General features: G+C 74.2%; 16 protein-coding genes. 5 read left to right on the plus strand and 11 right to left on the minus strand.

Translation table 11 applies throughout. From position 1 onward, the window contains the following. The first annotated feature begins 258 nt into the window (after positions 1–258). Together secG and AB0B41_RS19670 are read left to right on the plus strand one after the other, a co-directional pair. Positions 259–495 (plus strand): preprotein translocase subunit SecG, encoded by a 237-nt coding sequence (gene secG / locus AB0B41_RS19665; RefSeq protein WP_037038713.1) that lies wholly within the window; start codon positions 259–261, stop codon positions 493–495. A gap of 63 nt (positions 496–558) precedes the next feature. Further along, complete coding sequence (locus tag AB0B41_RS19670) at positions 559–900, plus strand: RNA polymerase-binding protein RbpA (RefSeq protein ID WP_233302257.1); 342 nt, start codon at positions 559–561, stop codon at positions 898–900. A 61-nt stretch (positions 901–961) separates the two neighbouring features. Here the strand turns inward: AB0B41_RS19670 and AB0B41_RS19675 are convergent, their stop codons facing one another. Genes AB0B41_RS19675 through AB0B41_RS19685 form a run of 3 tightly spaced genes read right to left on the minus strand, consistent with a single transcriptional unit; the run spans position 962 to position 4898 of the window. Next, complete coding sequence (locus tag AB0B41_RS19675) at positions 962–4210, minus strand: cytochrome P450 (RefSeq protein ID WP_358205150.1); 3249 nt, start codon at positions 4208–4210, stop codon at positions 962–964. After that, positions 4200–4583 (minus strand): hypothetical protein, encoded by a 384-nt coding sequence (locus AB0B41_RS19680; protein WP_358205152.1) that lies wholly within the window; start codon positions 4581–4583, stop codon positions 4200–4202. Before AB0B41_RS19680 ends, AB0B41_RS19675 begins: the two co-directional genes overlap by 11 nt. A 57-nt stretch (positions 4584–4640) precedes the next feature. Next, positions 4641–4898 carry a hypothetical protein gene (locus AB0B41_RS19685; RefSeq protein ID WP_358205154.1) on the minus strand — a complete coding sequence of 86 codons (258 nt, stop codon included), beginning with the start codon at positions 4896–4898 and terminating at the stop codon, positions 4641–4643. 284 nt (positions 4899–5182) lie between these two features. Here AB0B41_RS19685 and AB0B41_RS19690 point away from each other — a divergent pair, with 284 nt between their 5' ends. Then, complete coding sequence (locus AB0B41_RS19690) at positions 5183–6442, plus strand: TrpB-like pyridoxal phosphate-dependent enzyme (protein WP_358205157.1); 1260 nt, start codon at positions 5183–5185, stop codon at positions 6440–6442. A gap of 70 nt (positions 6443–6512) precedes the next feature. After that, positions 6513–7637 (plus strand): lysylphosphatidylglycerol synthase transmembrane domain-containing protein, encoded by a 1125-nt coding sequence (locus AB0B41_RS19695; RefSeq protein ID WP_358205159.1) that lies wholly within the window; start codon positions 6513–6515, stop codon positions 7635–7637. A 9-nt stretch (positions 7638–7646) separates the two neighbouring features. On the opposite strand, the gene AB0B41_RS19700 is transcribed toward AB0B41_RS19695, so the two are convergent. The 3 genes from AB0B41_RS19700 to AB0B41_RS19710 form a co-directional block, all read right to left on the minus strand. After that, positions 7647–8096: a rhodanese-like domain-containing protein gene (locus AB0B41_RS19700; protein ID WP_358205160.1), complete on the minus strand. Its 450-nt coding sequence runs from the start codon at positions 8094–8096 to the stop codon at positions 7647–7649. 81 nt (positions 8097–8177) lie between these two features. Beyond that, positions 8178–9401 carry a formate-dependent phosphoribosylglycinamide formyltransferase gene (purT, locus tag AB0B41_RS19705; protein WP_358205163.1) on the minus strand — a complete coding sequence of 408 codons (1224 nt, stop codon included), beginning with the start codon at positions 9399–9401 and terminating at the stop codon, positions 8178–8180. A gap of 41 nt (positions 9402–9442) precedes the next feature. Beyond that, positions 9443–9931 (minus strand): VOC family protein, encoded by a 489-nt coding sequence (locus AB0B41_RS19710; protein ID WP_358205166.1) that lies wholly within the window; start codon positions 9929–9931, stop codon positions 9443–9445. Positions 9932–10048: 117 nt separating this feature from the next. On the opposite strand from AB0B41_RS19710, the gene AB0B41_RS19715 reads away from it, so the two are divergent. Beyond that, the gene (locus AB0B41_RS19715; protein ID WP_358205168.1) at positions 10049–10546 is read left to right on the plus strand and encodes an Lrp/AsnC family transcriptional regulator; all 498 of its coding nucleotides are present in this window, start codon (positions 10049–10051) and stop codon (positions 10544–10546) included. 69 nt (positions 10547–10615) lie between these two features. Here the strand turns inward: AB0B41_RS19715 and AB0B41_RS19720 are convergent, their stop codons facing one another. From AB0B41_RS19720 to AB0B41_RS19740, 5 genes are read right to left on the minus strand one after another with little or no spacing between them, the layout of a single operon-like run. After that, positions 10616–10990, minus strand: coding sequence for a hypothetical protein (locus AB0B41_RS19720; protein WP_358205170.1), 375 nt, complete (start codon positions 10988–10990; stop codon positions 10616–10618). Positions 10991–11000: 10 nt separating this feature from the next. Next, on the minus strand, positions 11001–11780 hold the full coding sequence (gene pgl / locus AB0B41_RS19725; RefSeq protein WP_358205172.1) for a 6-phosphogluconolactonase: 780 nt from the start codon (positions 11778–11780) through the stop codon (positions 11001–11003). Beyond that, positions 11777–12721 (minus strand): glucose-6-phosphate dehydrogenase assembly protein OpcA, encoded by a 945-nt coding sequence (opcA, locus tag AB0B41_RS19730; protein ID WP_358205173.1) that lies wholly within the window; start codon positions 12719–12721, stop codon positions 11777–11779. Before opcA ends, pgl begins: the two co-directional genes overlap by 4 nt. A gap of 10 nt (positions 12722–12731) precedes the next feature. Beyond that, a complete protein-coding gene (gene zwf, locus AB0B41_RS19735; RefSeq protein ID WP_358205175.1) occupies positions 12732–14294 on the minus strand; it encodes a glucose-6-phosphate dehydrogenase in 1563 nt (520 codons plus the stop codon). 37 nt (positions 14295–14331) lie between these two features. Next, positions 14332–16098 (minus strand): hypothetical protein, encoded by a 1767-nt coding sequence (locus AB0B41_RS19740; protein WP_358205177.1) that lies wholly within the window; start codon positions 16096–16098, stop codon positions 14332–14334. Positions 16099–16101: the final 3 nt, after the last annotated feature.

Below are 16101 nucleotides of genomic sequence, written 5' to 3' on the forward strand. Positions count from 1 at the left end.
CTCGCTCACATGGGGTGAGCGAGAGCGCCGTTCGTGCATTCCGGGGCGGGGCTCGCCGGAATCAGGGGTAGCGGGGACCCGGGGCGGGAACCCGGGGACGGTGGCGGCCGTTGGACGGTCGGTGGGGTGCGGTCGACGGTCCGGTAACGGAGCGCCTGCTCCCGGCGACCCACGGAACACGGCCCGGGGCGAGCGGGCGAGCGGCGCCGGTTACAGTGGACACCCCTGCCGGGCTTCGAGAGGGCGGATGAGAACGGGATGATCCTGGCGCTCCAGATCGTGCTGATCGTCTCCAGCGTCGTGCTGGTGCTGCTGATCCTGCTGCACCGCGGACGCGGAGGCGGCCTGTCGAGCCTCTTCGGCGGCGGTGTGCAGTCGAGCCTCTCGGGGTCGAGTGTCGTCGAGAAGAACCTGGACCGGCTGACGCTGTTCACCGCGGCGATCTGGCTGGTCGCCATCATCGGGACCGGCCTGCTGGTCAAGGTCGGGGCCTGACCGAACGCCCTGCAGTCACGCCCTGCACCACAGCGGCGTCGAGCGGAGGAGAGCACCATGGCGATGTCCGGCGGCAACGCGATCCGAGGAACCCGGGTCGGGGCCGGCCCGATGGGGGAGTCGGAGCGGGGTGAGACCGCCCCGCGCGCCCGGATCCCGTACTTCTGCGCCAACGGCCACGAGACCCGGCCGTCGTTCGCGGCCGAGGCGGAGATCCCGGAGTTCTGGGACTGCCCGCGCTGCGGCCTCCCGGCCGGTCGCGAGCAGGCCTCGCCGCCCGCCGCGCCGCGCAACGAGCCGTACAAGACGCACCTCGCGTACGTGAAGGAGCGCCGCTCGGACGAGGACGGTGCCGCCATCCTCGAGGAGGCCCTCGCGCGGCTGCGCGCCTCGCGCGAGCTCTGACCTGCAGAGACCCGTCGCCGGCCCCGCTTCCCGCGGGGCCGGCGGCGTTCTCGGGGAGGGCTCAGCCGGTGCCGCTGCCCCAGATGTCCTCCAGGAACCGGTCGGCGGCGCGCAACCCGGCCAGCCACGCGTCGGCGTCGGCCTCGGACGCGCCGGTCCGGTCCCGGAACACCTGCCGCAGCGCCGCCCGCACCCCGGGGGCGATGGTCGAGGCGTTGCCGCACACGAACACCGCCGCCCCCTGCTGGAGCAGCTCCCACACCTCGTCGGCGTGCTCGAGCATCGACTCCTGCACGTACTGCCGGGGTGCCCCGGCGTAGCGCGAGTACGCCAGCACGACGTGCACGAGGCCCTGCTCCTCGAGCCCGCGCAGCTCGTCGGCGTAGAGCTCGTCGCTCTCCGGGCTGCGGCAGCCGAAGAACAGCAGCGACCGGCCGACGGTCCGGCCCTCCGCCGCGTCGGCGGCCCGGTCCTGCAGGAACCCCCGGAAGGGCGCGAGCCCGGTCCCGGCCCCGATCATGATCATCGGGGTGCTGGGGTCGGCCGGCGGGCGGAAGGCGATCGTCGGCTTGCGCACGAACACGAACGCGGTGCCCTGCGTCGGCAGCTCCGACAAGTGACCGGAGCAGGTGCCGTGGTAGACCCCGGACCCCGAGCGCGCGGGCCCGCGGACCACACCGACGGTGATGCTGCAGTCGGCGTTCCCCGTCCGCGGCGAGGACGAGATCGAGTAGTACCGCGGGCGCAGCGGCGGCAGCAGGCCGAGGAACTCGGCGAAGGGCAGCGCGCACGCCGGGAACGCCTCGAGCAGGTCGAGCACCGAGCGGTACGGCTCGGCCACGCCCGCCCGGTACCCGTCGCCCGCGAGCGCCTCGAGCTCGGCCTTCGCCGCGGGGTCGTCGGTGTACCGGGCCAGGGTCTCGACATCCCCGCGCGTCGCCACGTCCTGCAGCTCCACGCAGGTGGCGAGCACCCCGAGCAGCGGGGCGGGCTCGTCGACCGGCAGGTGGGTCGGCGCCGTCCCGGTCGGGATGATCGTGAGGTACTGCGCGCCGTCGAGACCGAAGTGCGTGATCACGCGGCGGATGAGGTCGATGCCGTTGCGCGGCAGCACGCCGAGATGGTCGCCCGCCCCGTAGGTCACGCCCTCGGGCAGCGCGATCTCCACGTGCCGGGTCGAGCGCTCGGCCGGCTTGCCGTTCGACCCGACGATCATCTCGCGGTTGGCGGTGATCCGGCCCGGCCGGGCGTGGTACGAGAGCACGACCGGGTTGGTGACCTGGCGGTTCGTGAGCGTGACCGTCAGCCGCGGACCCTGCCGCAGCTGCGCGCCCACCTCGTCCGGCAGGTCGAGCGCACGGGCCAGGTCGGCCCACAGGCCCGCGTGCCAGTCGCGGTAGGCCGCGTCGAAGTCGCCGCTCGCGTCGCCGCCGGCCCGCGGGTGGACGCGCCGGCCGCCCGCCGCGGCCAGCCCGTCGTCGAGGCGCGTCGGGACGGCCTGGTAGGTGCCGGCCCACTCGCGGTCGCCGCAGCCGAAGACCGCGAACCCCGTGCCGGGCACGCGGGCGTCGGGCCCACCGAGCCACTCGCAGAACTTCGCCGCGTTGTCCGGCGGGGTGCCGTTGTACGACGAGCTGACGACGATCGCCGCCCCCTTCTCCGGCAGCGCGCCGACGTGGTCGTCGAGCGGGCCGAGGGTCACGTCGAACCCGCGCGCGGTGCCCTCGCCGGCGAGCGTGGTCGCCAGCGCCTCCGCGGTGCCGAGGTTGGACCCGAACAGCACGGCGAGCGGGGTGCCGTGCCGCGCGACCAGCGGCTCCGGTGCCCCGGCGGGCACTGCCTCGCCCACCGTGCCGGTGCCCGCGCCCTCGGCGGCCGGGGCCGCGCGGAGGGTGCGCCCGGCCCGTGGACGGACGACGATCCGGAAGTCCTCCGGCTTGACGGTCAGCGTGGTCGTGGTGTGGAGCTGGTAGTCGAGCTGGTCCTCGAGCTCGAACCGCTGCAGCAGCATGCCGAGCACCAGCGTGGCCTCCTGCAGCGCGAACTGCCGTCCGATGCAGGCGCGCTGCCCGGTGCCGAACGGCTTGTAGACGTGCGGCGGGAGGGCCGCGAGCTTGTCCGCGGCCATCCGGTCGGGGTCGAAGCGCTCCGGGTCGTCCCAGACCGAGGTGTCCCGGTGCAGCGCGCCCGCCAGCACGGTGATCGGCGTGTTCGCCGGGATCGCGTACCGGCCGCCGATGACCGTGTCCTCGCGCGGCCGGCGGGTGAAGCCGGGCGCGGTCGGCCACAGCCGCAGCGTCTCGTCGAGCACCTGGCGGACGTACCGGAGCCGGCCGATCTGCTCGAAGGTCGGCGCGGCGTCGTCGCCGAGGATCTCGTCGACCTCGTCGCGGGCGCGCTGTGCCGCCTCCGGGTTCTCGAGCAGCTCGTAGATGGCGAAGGACAGCAGGCCGGAGGTGGTCTCGTGGCCGGCGATGAGGAACGTGATGCACTGCGCGCGGATGTTCTCGTCCGGCAGCGACTCGCCGTCCCGGGTCCGGCCGACCAGCATGCGGCCGAGCAGGTCGGTGTTGTCGGCGGCCTCGCCCTGGGCCCGGCGCTCGCGCACCAGGCCGTCGACGAGGTCGCTCATGAAGGTCGCGTCCTCCTCGAGCTGCCGCTGCGCGCGGACCCGCAGGCGGGTCTGGATGGGCAGCTGCCGCTGCCGGCCCTGCGCCTCGGTGAGCACCCGGGTCATGGCCTGCACGAAGGGGTGTGGGGTGTCGCGGTAGAAGGAGTTGAACCGGTAGCCGAACCCGCAGAGCGCGATCGTGTCGAGGGTCAGCCGGGTCATGTCGGCCGGGACGTCGACCTCCTCGCCGGGGTTGAGCCGGGCCCACTTCTCCATGAGCTGCTCGCCGATGTCGACCATCCGCGGCACGTAGTCCCGCATCGCGCGCATCGAGAAGGGCGCCATGAGGATCTCGTGCGCCCGGTGCCAGAGCGGGTCGTCCGTCTGCGAGGTGAACAGGCCGTTCCCGATCGGTCCCCCGCTGAGCTGGGCCAGCCCGCCGCCCAGCGCCTTGTCGAACCGGGCGTCGTCGAACACCTCCTGGGCGAGCGCGGCGCCGGTGAGGATCAGCCTCGTCCCGCCCGGCATGCTGATCCGGTAGATCGGGCCGTACTCCTTCGCCATCCGCGCGAACCCGTCGAGCGGGGCCACGCTGTCGATGTCGAGCAGGTTGCCGAGCACGGGCAGCGGGTGCGGACCGGGCAGGTCGTCGATCCCGATGATCCCGCCGGTACCGGGGCTGCCGGTCTCACTGCTCATCCTGGTCCTCCTTCGTGGGGCCGTCCTCCCGTCCCGGGCGGCGCACCAGCAGCAGGACGCCCAGCACGAGCACCCAGCCGGGGAACACCAGCAGGACCGAGGGATGGAACGTGGTACTGACCAGCAGGAACGCCGCGGCCAGGTACGAGACGACGGCGAGCGGCCGGGGGAGCGCGCGACCCAGCCCGGTCGTCGTGGTGATCATGAACATGCCGGCGGCCCGGACGCCGTAGACGAACACCATGGTGAAGCCGACCGTCATCAGGGTGCGGACGACGTCGGGCGGTGGGGGCGCGGCGGACGAGAAGCGGGTGAGCAGGGCGGCCCCGCCGGCGGTCGCGGTCCCGGCGAAGAGCAGCGACACGAAGACCACGCCCGACGCCAGGTGCAGCCAGTGCGGGATCCGCGCCCACGAGCGCGGCGTGATGACCTACAGGTACGTCCTGGTCGCGACCATGTGCCAGAGGAACGCGATCCCGGCGAAGGGCACCACGTAGAGGCCGACGGAGACCAGGAGCGAGGAGCGGCCCGAGGTGAAGAAGGCGGTGTAGGCGTCGTCCGGGGCGTCGAGGCCGGGGCCCTGCGACACCAGCACGAGCGCGACGACGAACAGCGCGGCGAACACGATCCCCGAGCCGCCGGCGGCCCGGGCGAGGGCGGTGGCCTCGGCACGGTCCGGCCGGGCCACGGGCTCGGCGGGCGGGTCGGGACGGACCGTGCCGGCATGGGACCTCCCGCGGCGGCGCCGCCGTGACCCCGGCCGGGCAGGCCGCCCGGCCGGTCGCCCCGACCGCACGGCCGTACTGTGCCGCGATGCTCGTGACGCCCCCGCGGGCCGGTCAAGGACCACAGGTCCCGTTCCGTCCGGGCGCGGGCCGACGGGCGGGCCCGGCCGGACGTGCGTCCGCAGCTGCCCGCGGAGCAGTCGGTGGGCCCTTCCTCGCCGGCCCGGTGATCGCTAGCCTCCGCGCCATGAGTCGCTGGACGCTGCCGCCCGACCGGATCCCGAGCGCCTGGTTCAACGTGGCGCCGCACCTGCCGGAGCCGGTGGACCCGCCGCTGCACCCGGCCACGCGCGAGCCCGTCGGTCCCGACGACCTGACGCCGCTGTTCCCGATGGAGCTCATCGGGCAGGAGGTGTCGACCGCACCCTGGATCGACGTCCCGGGCGAGGTCCTGGACATCCTGAAGCTGTGGCGCCCCACCCCGCTGGTCAGGGCCGAACGGCTCGAGCGGGCGCTCGGCACGCCCGCCCGGATCTACTTCAAGGACGAGTCCGGCTCGCCGTCGGGCAGCCACAAGACCAACACCGCCGTGCCCCAGGCGTTCTACAACGCCAAGGAGGGCATCACCCGCCTCACCACGGAGACCGGCGCCGGGCAGTGGGGCACCGCGTTGTCCTACGCTGCCGCGCAGTACGGCCTGGAGCTGCAGGTCTACATGGTCCGCGCCTCCTACGAGCAGAAGCCGTACCGCCGGATCGCGATGGAGACCTGGGGCGGCTCCGTGGTCCCGTCCCCGGTGGACGAGCCCGGTCACCCCGGCTCGCTCGGCGCCGCGATCTCCGACGCCGTGCGGGACTGCGTGGGCCGCGAGGACACGCACTACGCGCTGGGCTCGGTGCTCAACCACGTGCTGCTGCACCAGACCGTGATCGGGCTCGAGGCCAGGGAGCAGCTGGAGCTGGCGGGGGAGCGGCTGCCGGACGTCGTCCTCGCCTCCTGCGGGGGCGGGTCCAACCTCGGTGGGATCGCGTTCCCGTTCGTGCCGGACGAGGGCGTGCGGCTGCTCGCCGTCGAACCGCTGTCCTGCCCGACCCTGACCCGGGGCCGGTTCGACTACGACTTCGGTGACGTCGCCGGGCTGACCCCGCTGATGCCGATGTACACCCTCGGGCACGACTTCGTGCCGCCGTCCATCCACGCGGGCGGACTGCGCTACCACGGCGACTCGCCGCTGGTGTCGTCCCTGGTCAAGGCGGGTCGGATGGAGGCGGTGGCCTACCCGCAGGGCAAGGTGTTCGAGGCGGCGGTGCAGTTCGCCAGGGTCGAGGGCAAGATCCCGGCGCCGGAGTGCGCGCACGCGGTCCGGGCCGCGATCGACGAGGCGTTGGCCGCCAAGGAGACCGGGGAGGAGAAGGTGATCCTCTTCAACTACAGCGGGCACGGCTTCCTCGACCTGTCGGCCTACGACGACTACAACAACAACCGGCTGCCGGAGGAGCAGGGCTGAGACCCGGATCGCGGTCGCCCGCCCAGCCCGGGGCTAGCCTGGGTCGGAGGCGGAGCACCGGGGAGTTTCGATGGCGGCACTACGCCTGCGTTCGGCCCTGACGTGGCCGCTGCGGCACATCAAGACGGTGCTGCACTGGATCCTGGTCGCGGCCGCTCTCGGCTACATCGCGTGGCAGCTGCCGGCGATGGTGCGCGCCGTCCGCGAGGCGGACGAGCCGCTGTCCCACCTGCGGCCGGGGTGGTTCGGTCTCGCGGTGGTGCTCGCGGTGACCGCGCTCGTGCTCTACGGCGAGCTGCACCGCGTGATGCTCGTGATCGGCGGCGCGCGCGTGTCCGGCCGCACGGTCCAGGCCATCACCTTCGCCGAGAACGCGATCGCCAACACCGTCCCCGTCGTGGGCGGGGCCGGGGCGCTCGCGTACTCCATCGCCCGGCTCCGCAGCCGCGGGGTGGACGCGGCGCTGGCCTCCTGGTCGGTGTTCCTGCCCGGCGCCCTGTCGACGATCGTCCTGCTGGTCGGCGCGGTCTTCATCGTCGGCGCGGCCGGCTGGATGCCGATGTGGCTGGCCGTGCTGGTCGCCGCCGCCATCGCCCTCGGGACGATGGGGTTCTGGTCGGTGCTCACGCACGCCTCGGTGCTGCACCGGATCCTCCTCGGCCTGGTGCACCTGTGGCGCCGGGTGCCCGGCGTGTGCCACGACTGCCGCGGCGGCTGGGCGTCGGACCCGGAGGCCACCGCGAACCGGCTGACCGAGCGCATCGACATCCTGCACCCGACGCCCTGGCAGTGGCTGCTGCTCACCGGCACCGCCCTGGCCAGCTGGGCCGCGGACTTCCTGGCCCTGCACGCCTGCGCCACCGCCCTCGGGCTCGACGCCCGGTGGACGACCCTCGCCCTCGGCTTCCTCGTCGTCCAGCTCAGCATCGCGCTGCAGGTGCTGCCCGGGGGTGCGGGGCTGGCCGAGACGGGGCTGCTCGGCGTGCTGCTCGCCTCGGGCGCGCCGGCCGCGCCCGCCGCCGCGACCGTGCTGGTCTACCGGCTGATCACGTGGCTGGGGCTGTCGGTGGCGGGCTGGGTGGTCTACGCCGCGCAGATCCACCTCACGCCGCCGCACTGGCACCGCCACCGCGCCGCGGAGGGCACGCCGGACGGGAAGCGGGAGCTGCCGCCGGGCACCGTGCCCAGCACCTGACCTCCGCGCTCAGCAGCCGCAGGGCGTGGTCAGGGGGTCCGGCTCACCTCTGCGGACGCCGTCGGCGGTCTCGACGGGGAAGCCCTCGCGGATCCAGTACTCGATCCCGCCCAGCATCTCCTTGACCCGGAAGCCCGCGCGGGCCAGTGCGAGCGCGCCGCGGGTCGCGCCGTCGCAGCCCGGGCCCCAGCAGTAGGTGACCACGGGGACGGCCGGATCGAGATCGCCGGGGAGTGTGGCGTGGGGGACGTGCACGGCACCGGGCACGTGCCCCTGGTCCCATGCCGCGCGGTTGCGGGTGTCCACGAGCACGAAGCCGGGGTCCGGCCCGCCGAGGGCGGCGTGCACGTCGGCGACGTCGGTGAAGAAGGTCAGCCGGGCCGCGAAGTGGGCCGCCGCCTCGGTGGGGGAGGCGGGCGGGACGGCCAGCACGGGCGAGACCGGAGCGGAGATCGTCATGCCCACGACGCTAGGCAGGTGTCGCGTGCTCGGGAAGGCAGAATCCACGGCGCACGGCCTCGTCCGCCGTGGATTTCCCGGTCACTCCGTGACGACGCGGACGAGTCCGGCGGCCTCCTTCGCCCGCTCGCGCGCCGTCTCGACGTCGTCGGCGGCGGCGACCGCCACCCCCATCCGACGCTTCACGAAGCTCTCGGGCTTGCCGAAGAGGCGGAGGTCCGAGCCCGCCACGGCCAGCGCCGCGTCGACCCCCTCGAACCCGACGGCCTTGGCGTCGATCCCGCCGTAGATCACCGCCGAGGCGCCGGCGGAGCGGAGGGTGACGTCGACCGGCAGGCCCAGCACGGCGCGGGCGTGCAGCTCGAACTCGGAGAGCCGCTGGGTCGCCAGCGTGACCAGGCCGGTGTCGTGCGGCCGCGGGGAGACCTCGGAGAACAGCACCTCGTCGCCGCGCACGAACAGCTCGACACCGAAGATGCCCCGGCCGCCGAGGGCTTCGGTGATCCGGCCGGAGACGGCCCGGGCCGCCGCGGCCGCGGCCTCGGACATGGGCTGCGGCTGCCACGACTCGACGTAGTCCCCGTCCTCCTGCACGTGCCCGATCGGCGCGCAGAAGTGGGTGCCGGTGGTGTGGTCCGGGCCGGCCGCACGCACCGTGAGCTGGGTGATCTCATAGTCGAACTCGACGAAGCCCTCGACGATGACCCGGGTGCCGGCGACCCGGCCGCCGGCCATCGCGTACGCCCACGCCGGTTCGAGGTCCGCCGCCGAGCGCAGGACGGACTGCCCCTTGCCCGACGACGACATCACCGGCTTGAGCACGCACGGGTAGCCGATCCCGCCCCCGGCGCCGCCCTCGATCGCGTCACGGACCTCGTCGAGCGAGTCCGCGAAGGCGTACGGCGAGGTGGGCAGGCCGAGCTCCTCGGCGGCGAGCCGGCGGATCCCCTCGCGGTCCATCGTCAGCCGGGTGGCGCGGGCCGTCGGGACGACGATGGTCGTGCCGGCCTCCTCGACGGCCAGCAGCGCGGTGGTGGCGATCGCCTCGATCTCGGGGATGACGTAGTGCGGCTGCTCCTGCTCGATCAGCGCCGTGAGCGCGACCGGGTCGGTCATGTCGATCGCGTGCGCGCGGTGCGCGACCTGGTGCCCGGGCGCGTCGGGGTACCGGTCGACCGCCACGACCTCGACGCCGAGCCGCTGGAAGGCGATCACGACCTCCTTCCCGAGCTCGCCGGCGCCGAGCAGCATGACGCGGGTGGCGGAGGGGGCGAGCGGGGTGCCGATGCGCACGTGGCCGGTCATGCGACCAGCTTAGATTCAGTGTGGATCGGCACCCCGGACGCTCACGCGTCGGCCGTCTCGCCCTCGTACGCCTTGCGCATCGCCTCGACGTCGGGCTTGCCGAACTGGGACAGCATCGCCTGCATGGTCCGGTTGGCCTTCGTGGTGTCCGGGTCCTTCATCCACTCCTCGGCCTCGAGCGACACGACCTGCCAGGAGACACCGAACTTGTCCTTCAGCCACCCGCACGGCTGGGGCTGGCCGCCCTCGATCAGCGCGTCCCAGTACCGGTCGATCTCGTCGGTGTCCTCGCACGGCACCACGAACGAGATCGCCTCGGTGTGCGGGAACTGCGGGCCGCCGTTGAGCCCGGCGAACTCGCGCCCGTCGAGGGTGAAGTACACGATCATGACCTCACCGGCGGGCCCGGGCGCGCCCTCGGGGTAGCGCTGGACCTCGGTGATCTCCGAGTTCGGAAACACGGAGGTGTAGAACTCCGCGGCCTGCTGCGCCTGACCGTCGAACCACAGGCAGGTGGCGATCTGCTTCATCGGGGACTCCTCGTGCTCGGCTCGTGGGTTCCTGCTCGTTGCAGAGGAGACGGCACGAACCGGACGAACTCATCGCCGCCGGACCGGAGCCGTGGATTCGACGGCTAGGGTGCCGCCATGGCCGCGGATTCCCTCGACGACACCGACTGGCGCTTGTTGGAAGCACTGCAGCGGGACGGGCGGGCGAGCTACGCCGACCTGGGCCGGCTGGTGGGGCTCTCGCCCAGCGCGGTCACCGAGCGGGTGCGCCGGCTCGAGGAGAGCGGGGTGATCACCGGCTACGGCTGCGAGGTCGATCCCGAGAAGCTCGGGCTGCCGATCATGGCGCTGGTCCGGCTGCGCTACCCGAGCGGCAACTACACGCCCTTCCGCGACCTCCTCGCCACCACACCGGAGATCATCGAGGCGCACCACGTCACCGGGGAGGACTGCTTCGTGCTCACCGTCCGGACCCGCACGATGCGGCACCTGGAGGAGGTCACGGGCCGGGTCGCCGGGCTCGGAGGGGTGACCACCAGCGTCGTCTACTCCAGCCCGCTGCCGCGTCGCTCGGTCGTCGCCGGCGCGGTGCACGCCCGCGCCGCCGCGGCCGCCCGCTCCACCCGCCGCCGCTGACCGCACCACCGCCTCGAGATGAGCGAGCGGCACTCTCGCTCACCAGGTATGAGCGAGAGCGCCGTTCGCCTACAACAGGGCGAGGAGGGCGCGGGGTGTGACCGTGCTGGCGCCGACCGCGTGGAGGAGCCGCGTGAGCTCGCGGTCCGCGGTCACCACGCACACGTCCTCGTCCCGTTCGCCGAGGTCGTGGGCCAGCTCGACCATCGCCGAGTCGCCGTCCCGCGGGGCGAGCAGCACGTCGAGGTCCTCGGGGACGTCGGCGCGCTTGGCCGCACCCTCCAGCACCAGCAGGACCCGGTCGCCGAGCGCGGCCAGCGCCCCCGACCGCCGGGCCTCGGCGAGCTGCGCGGCGAGCCGGCCCGCCGCGCCCGCCCGGTCCCGCCACCAGCCGTCCGGCCGGGAGCCGACCACGTTGGCGCCGTCGACGATCAGGTGCCGCACGGATCAGCCGCTACGGGTTGCGCAGGTCCGACGGCAGCTTCGACGCGGCCGCGCGGTCGAGGAGCCAGCGGGTGCGCAACCGGCCGCGGGCGCCCGCGACCGGGATCGCGACCTCGCCCGCCCCGCCGAGCGCCATGCTCACGGCGGCGGCCTTCTCCTCGCCGGCCGTGATGATCCAGACCTCCTGGGAGGTGCGGATGGCCGGGAGCGACAGCGAGACCCGGGTCGGCGGGGGCTTGGGGCAGTTGTAGACCGGCACGACGGTCCGCTCGGTCTCGTAGACCGCCGGCGACTCGGGGAAGATCGAGGCCGTGTGCCCCTCGCCGCCCATGCCCAGCAGCGTGATCTCGAAGGCGGGCACGTCCCCGTGGTCCTCGGGCCGCGCCTTGCGGGCCAGCAGGTCGGCATACTCCGCGGCCGCCTCGTCGGCCCCCGAGGGTCCGGTGCCCACGTCCGCGCCCATCGGGTAGACCAGCGACGGGTCGACGTCGACGTGGTCGAGCAGCGCCTCGCGGGCCTGGGTCTCGTTCCGCTCGGGGTCGCCGGCGGGGAGGAAGCGCTCGTCGCCCCAGTAGAACTCGACGCGCGACCAGTCCACCGCGGCTCGGGCCGGCGAGTCCCGGATGTGCGCGAGGAGCTTGATGCCCACCCCGCCCCCGGTCAGCACCAGGCGCGGGATGTTCCCGGTGGCCTGCAGGTCGACGAGCCGGGTGACCAGGCGCGCGGCGGTGGCGGCGGCCAGGACGTCCGCATCGGAGTGGAGGGCGATCTCGGGGGCCCCGCCGCTCACACCTTCACCGCCGTCCGGCCGCGGGAGATGGTGTCGACGCCGGCGAGGGCCTCGCCGTAGGTGTCGTCCGGGTCGAGCCGGCGCAGCTCCTCGGCGAGGCAGTCCGGCACCCCGCGACGGGCCAGGGCGATCATCCGGTCCGGCTGGCCGGGCTGGGACAGCGTGGCCGTCTTGCCGTCCGGCCGGACCAGCTCGATCGGGCCCGACGCCCGGGTGAGCCGGACCAGCGACATGCCCTGGCCGCGCGAGGCGGGGGAGCGCTTGACCTTCACCCCGAGCCGCGTGACCAGCCAGCCCGCGAGCAGGTCGGTCGACGGCGACACCTGCTCGCCGGCCACGAGCGCGCCCGTGACCTCGTCGTGCGGCGGGAAGTCGAGCGCCGCGGCCAGCAGCGCGCGCCACTGGGTGAGCCGGGTCCAGGTGAGGTCGGTGTCGCCGGCGACGTGGTGCGCCCGGCGCTGCTCGAACGCCTTGATCGGGTTCTTCGACGACAGCGCGTCGGTGATCCGGCGCTGCGCGAGCTGGCCGATCGGGTCCTCGGCCGGCACGGCCGGGGCCTCCTCCGGCCACCAGGCGACGACCGGGGCGTCGGGCAGCAGCAGCGGCATCACCATGCCGGCGCCGGCCTCACCCCCGGCCAGCGCGCCGTAGCCGCGCAGCACGATCACCTCGCTGGCACCGGCGTCGCCGCCGACCCGGATCTGCGCGTCCAGGCGAGCCGCGGCCTTGCGCTGGCCGCGGGCCAGGACGATCACCCGGCAGGGGTGCTCGCGGCTCGCGGTGTTGGCGGACTCGATGGCGCTCTCGATCGCGGAACCGTCGTCCGTGACGACGACGAGGGTGAGCACGCGGCCGAGGGCGAGCACGCCGCCGCGCTCGCGCAGCTCGACCAGCTTCTTGTTCACCGCCGAGGTGTTGCTCGACGGCAGGTCGACGATCATCCGGGGCTCCTTACGGCCGGCGCCAGCTGCGGCCGGTACGGGCGAGCATCTCGTTGGCCTGCTCCGGGCCCCAGCTGCCGGCGGGGTACGGCGGCGGGCCCTCGGGCAGCGCGTGCCAGTATTCGATCACCGGGTCGAGGATCTCCCAGGACCGCTCGACCTCGTCGTTCACCGGGAACAGCGACGGCTCGCCGAGCAGCACGTCGAGGATCAGCCGCTCGTAGGCCTCGGGGGAGGCCTCGGTGAAGGCGGTGCCGTAGCCGAAGTCCATGGTGACGTCCCGGACCTCCATCTGGCTGCCCGGCACCTTCGACCCGAACCGCATGGTCACGCCCTCGTCCGGCTGCACCCGGATGACCAGCGCGTTCTGCCCGAGCTCCTCGGTCATCGTGGAGTCGAACGGCAGGTGCGGCGCACGCTTGAACACGACGGCGATCTCGGTGACCCGGCGCCCCAGCCGCTTGCCGGTGCGCAGGTAGAACGGGACACCGGCCCAGCGCCGGGTCTCGATCTCGCAGGTGATCGCGGCGAAGGTCTCCGTGGTGGAGTTCGGGTCGTAGCCCTCCTCCTCCTTGAGTCCGCGGACGAGCTCGCCGCCCTGCCAGCCGCCCTCGTACTGCCCGCGCGCGGTGGTCTCGTTCAGCGGGAGCACCAGCTTGGTCGCCCGCAGCACCTTGATCTTCTCGCTGCGCAGCTCGTCCGACGAGAACGACGTCGGCTCCTCCATCGCCGTGAACGCGAGCAGCTGCAGGAGGTGGTTCTGGATGACGTCCCGGGCCGCGCCGATGCCGTCGTAGTACCCGGCGCGCCCGCCCAGGCCGATGTCCTCGGCCATCGTGATCTGCACGTGGTCGACGTAGTTGCTGTTCCAGATCGGCTCGAACAGCTGGTTGGCGAAGCGCAGCGCCAGGACGTTCTGCACCGTCTCCTTGCCGAGGTAGTGGTCGATCCGGAAGACCGAGTCCTCGGGGAAGACGTCGTTGACGATCGCGTTGAGCTCCTTGGCCGACTGGAGGTCGTGGCCGAAGGGCTTCTCGATGACGACGCGGCGCCACTGGTCGTCGTTCTGCGCGGACAGGCCCGAGCGGGCGAGCTGCTTGCACACCACGGGGAAGGCCGACGGCGGGATCGACAGGTAGAAGGCGTGGTTGCCGCCGGTGCCGCGGACCCGGTCCAGGTCCCGGACGGTCTGCTCGAGCCGGTCGAAGGCGTCGTCGTCGTCGAAGGAGCCCTGGACGAACCGGAACCCCTCGGCGAGCCGGTCCCACACCTCCTGGCGGAACGGCGTGCGCGCGTGCTGCTTCACGGCCTCGTACACGACCTGGCCGAAGTCCTGCTCGTCCCAGTCCCGGCGGGCGAAGCCGGTGAGCGCGAAGCCGGGCGGCAGCAGCCCGCGGTTGGCGAGGTCGTAGATGGCCGGCATCAGCTTCTTGCGCGACAGGTCACCGGTCACACCGAAGATGACGAGCCCGCACGGGCCCGCGATGCGGGGGAGCCGCTTGTCACGGGGGTCCCGCAGCGGATTCACCCAGTGCGCGGTCGTCGCGGGGATGCCCTTGGTCCCGCTGGTCATGACACGCTCCGTCTCTCGGCTCGGTCGGTCGACTCGATCAGTTCGTCCGGGTCGCCGGACCCGGGCGCAGCCCCTGGACCGCGCGGGCGAGCGAGACGAGCCCGGCCACCCGGTCCACGAGGTGCAGCCGCAGCACGGGGACGCCCCGTGCCGCGACGTCGGCCGCGACGCTGCCTGCCTCGGTCAGCGCCAGACTAGTCAGGGCGGGCCCGGGATCGGGAACGAGATCGTCCGGCGGGTCGCCCGTGACCAGGCACAGGACACCCGGTCGGGGGTCGTCGCGGCGGAACGGTGCCAGCGCCCCGCGGTCCCGCGGGCCCCAGCCGAACGTCACGGGCACGCCCGCGCGCCGGGCCAGCTCGCCGCGCAGCACGGCCACGGACGCGTCGTCGGCAGGGTCCAGCCACACGGACAGGGCCAGGTGCCCGCCCGGCGGGACGGCGTCGACCAGCGCCTGCAGCGCGGCGCCGGGATCGTCGGCCGGGCCGGTCGGCGAGTCCGCCGCGTGGACGTCGACGAGGCCGTCCGACCCCAGCCGCGGCAGGGGCGCCGGCGTGGTCGCCCCGGCGGTGGCGGGGGCCTCGGGACCGAACGCCTCGCCGTCGAGCAGGCGGGAGGCCGCCGCGGCGGCGTACTCCCACAGCAGCAGCTCGGCACCCAGCGGGCCGCCGGTGCGCACGATCTCGTCGGCGGGGTCGCCGGCGAGATCGTCGCCGTCGTCGTCGCCAGTGGTGTCGTCCGGGTCGTCGGCGCCCGCCCCGGTGACCTCGGCGATCAGTGCGTCGACGGTCGGTTCGACGCCCGCGCTGCCGATGCTGCCGCCGGACCTCCCGTCGAGGAGCTCGGACAGGTCGTCCGGTACGGCGTCGGGGTGCCGGGCGGAGGCGGGCGCGAGGGTCGGCCCGCCCGGCAGCCCGTCGGCATCGGTCTCGTCGACGAGCACCGGCGAGCCTCCGGCCGCGGCGACCAGGGCGGCGACCCACTCCGCCAGCGCGGGCGGGCCCTCGGCGGGGTCGAGGCGCACGGCCCCGGCGCCGACGGCGACCAGCACCCCGGCCAGCTCCAGCGCGGGGTTCTCCGCCTCGTCGGCGGTGAGCAGCTCGGCCACCGCGCGGGCGTCGTCGAGGACCTCGCCGACCGGCGCCCCGGCCAGGCCGGCGGGCACCAGCCCGGGTGCTCCGAGCACGGACCACGCGCCGGGGACGTCCCGCTCGGTGGTGATCACCACGGACCCGGCGGCCCGGGCGCTCTCGTCGAGCGGCGAGCCGGCCTCGGTGAGCACCACGGTGCGCCCGGCCGCGCGCGTGCCGACCTCCTCGGCGACGGCCGCGGTGAGGAGCTCGTGCACCGCCGAGATCCACGGGGTGTCGCCCGGTGGATCGACGACGACCAGCACCGTCCCGCTCAGGTCGGTGGCGAGCGCGTGCGAGACCGCACCGGGATCGGGGGAGTCGAGCACCCGGAGCAGGCCGGACTCGCCGGCGAGGACCTGCGCGCCGAGGGTCCAGCGCGCGTCGCCGACGAGCAGCACGCGCGCGGCGCCCTCCACGCGGAAGGCCTCGCGCAGGGCGTCGACCTGGCCGACGAGCGGGCGCGAGGTGCGGGGCAGCGCCGCCCAGCCCAGGCCGTCGCCGGCGGCCGGGCCCCACGCGGAGGGATCCGCGTCGGTGATCCGGGACGCGACGACGTCCGTGGCGAGCTCGGCGGCGACCCGCCGGGCCTCGCGGGCCAGCGGACCGGTGCCGGGACGGGAACCGCCGCCGAGCTCCACGACGGGGAGCCCGACGGCGGGGCGCGAGGTCACGGG

It is taken from the genome of Pseudonocardia sp. NPDC049154 (genome assembly GCF_040648315.1).
Classification (GTDB): Bacteria; Actinomycetota; Actinomycetes; order Mycobacteriales; family Pseudonocardiaceae; genus Pseudonocardia.

Excerpts from the sequence above, each read along its gene's own strand:
- secG (WP_037038713.1), top strand. The coding sequence starts at position 259 with ATGATCCTGGCGCTCCAGATCGTGCTGATCGTCTCCAGCGTCGTGCTG.
- AB0B41_RS19670 (WP_233302257.1), top strand. The coding sequence starts at position 559 with ATGTCCGGCGGCAACGCGATCCGAGGAACCCGGGTCGGGGCCGGCCCG.
- AB0B41_RS19675 (WP_358205150.1), bottom strand. The coding sequence starts at position 4,210 with ATGAGCAGTGAGACCGGCAGCCCCGGTACCGGCGGGATCATCGGGATC.
- AB0B41_RS19690 (WP_358205157.1), top strand. The coding sequence starts at position 5,183 with ATGAGTCGCTGGACGCTGCCGCCCGACCGGATCCCGAGCGCCTGGTTC.
- AB0B41_RS19695 (WP_358205159.1), top strand. The coding sequence starts at position 6,513 with ATGGCGGCACTACGCCTGCGTTCGGCCCTGACGTGGCCGCTGCGGCAC.
- AB0B41_RS19700 (WP_358205160.1), bottom strand. The coding sequence starts at position 8,096 with ATGACGATCTCCGCTCCGGTCTCGCCCGTGCTGGCCGTCCCGCCCGCC.
- purT (WP_358205163.1), bottom strand. The coding sequence starts at position 9,401 with ATGACCGGCCACGTGCGCATCGGCACCCCGCTCGCCCCCTCCGCCACC.
- AB0B41_RS19710 (WP_358205166.1), bottom strand. The coding sequence starts at position 9,931 with ATGAAGCAGATCGCCACCTGCCTGTGGTTCGACGGTCAGGCGCAGCAG.
- AB0B41_RS19715 (WP_358205168.1), top strand. The coding sequence starts at position 10,049 with ATGGCCGCGGATTCCCTCGACGACACCGACTGGCGCTTGTTGGAAGCA.
- opcA (WP_358205173.1), bottom strand. The coding sequence starts at position 12,721 with ATGATCGTCGACCTGCCGTCGAGCAACACCTCGGCGGTGAACAAGAAG.
- zwf (WP_358205175.1), bottom strand. The coding sequence starts at position 14,294 with ATGACCAGCGGGACCAAGGGCATCCCCGCGACGACCGCGCACTGGGTG.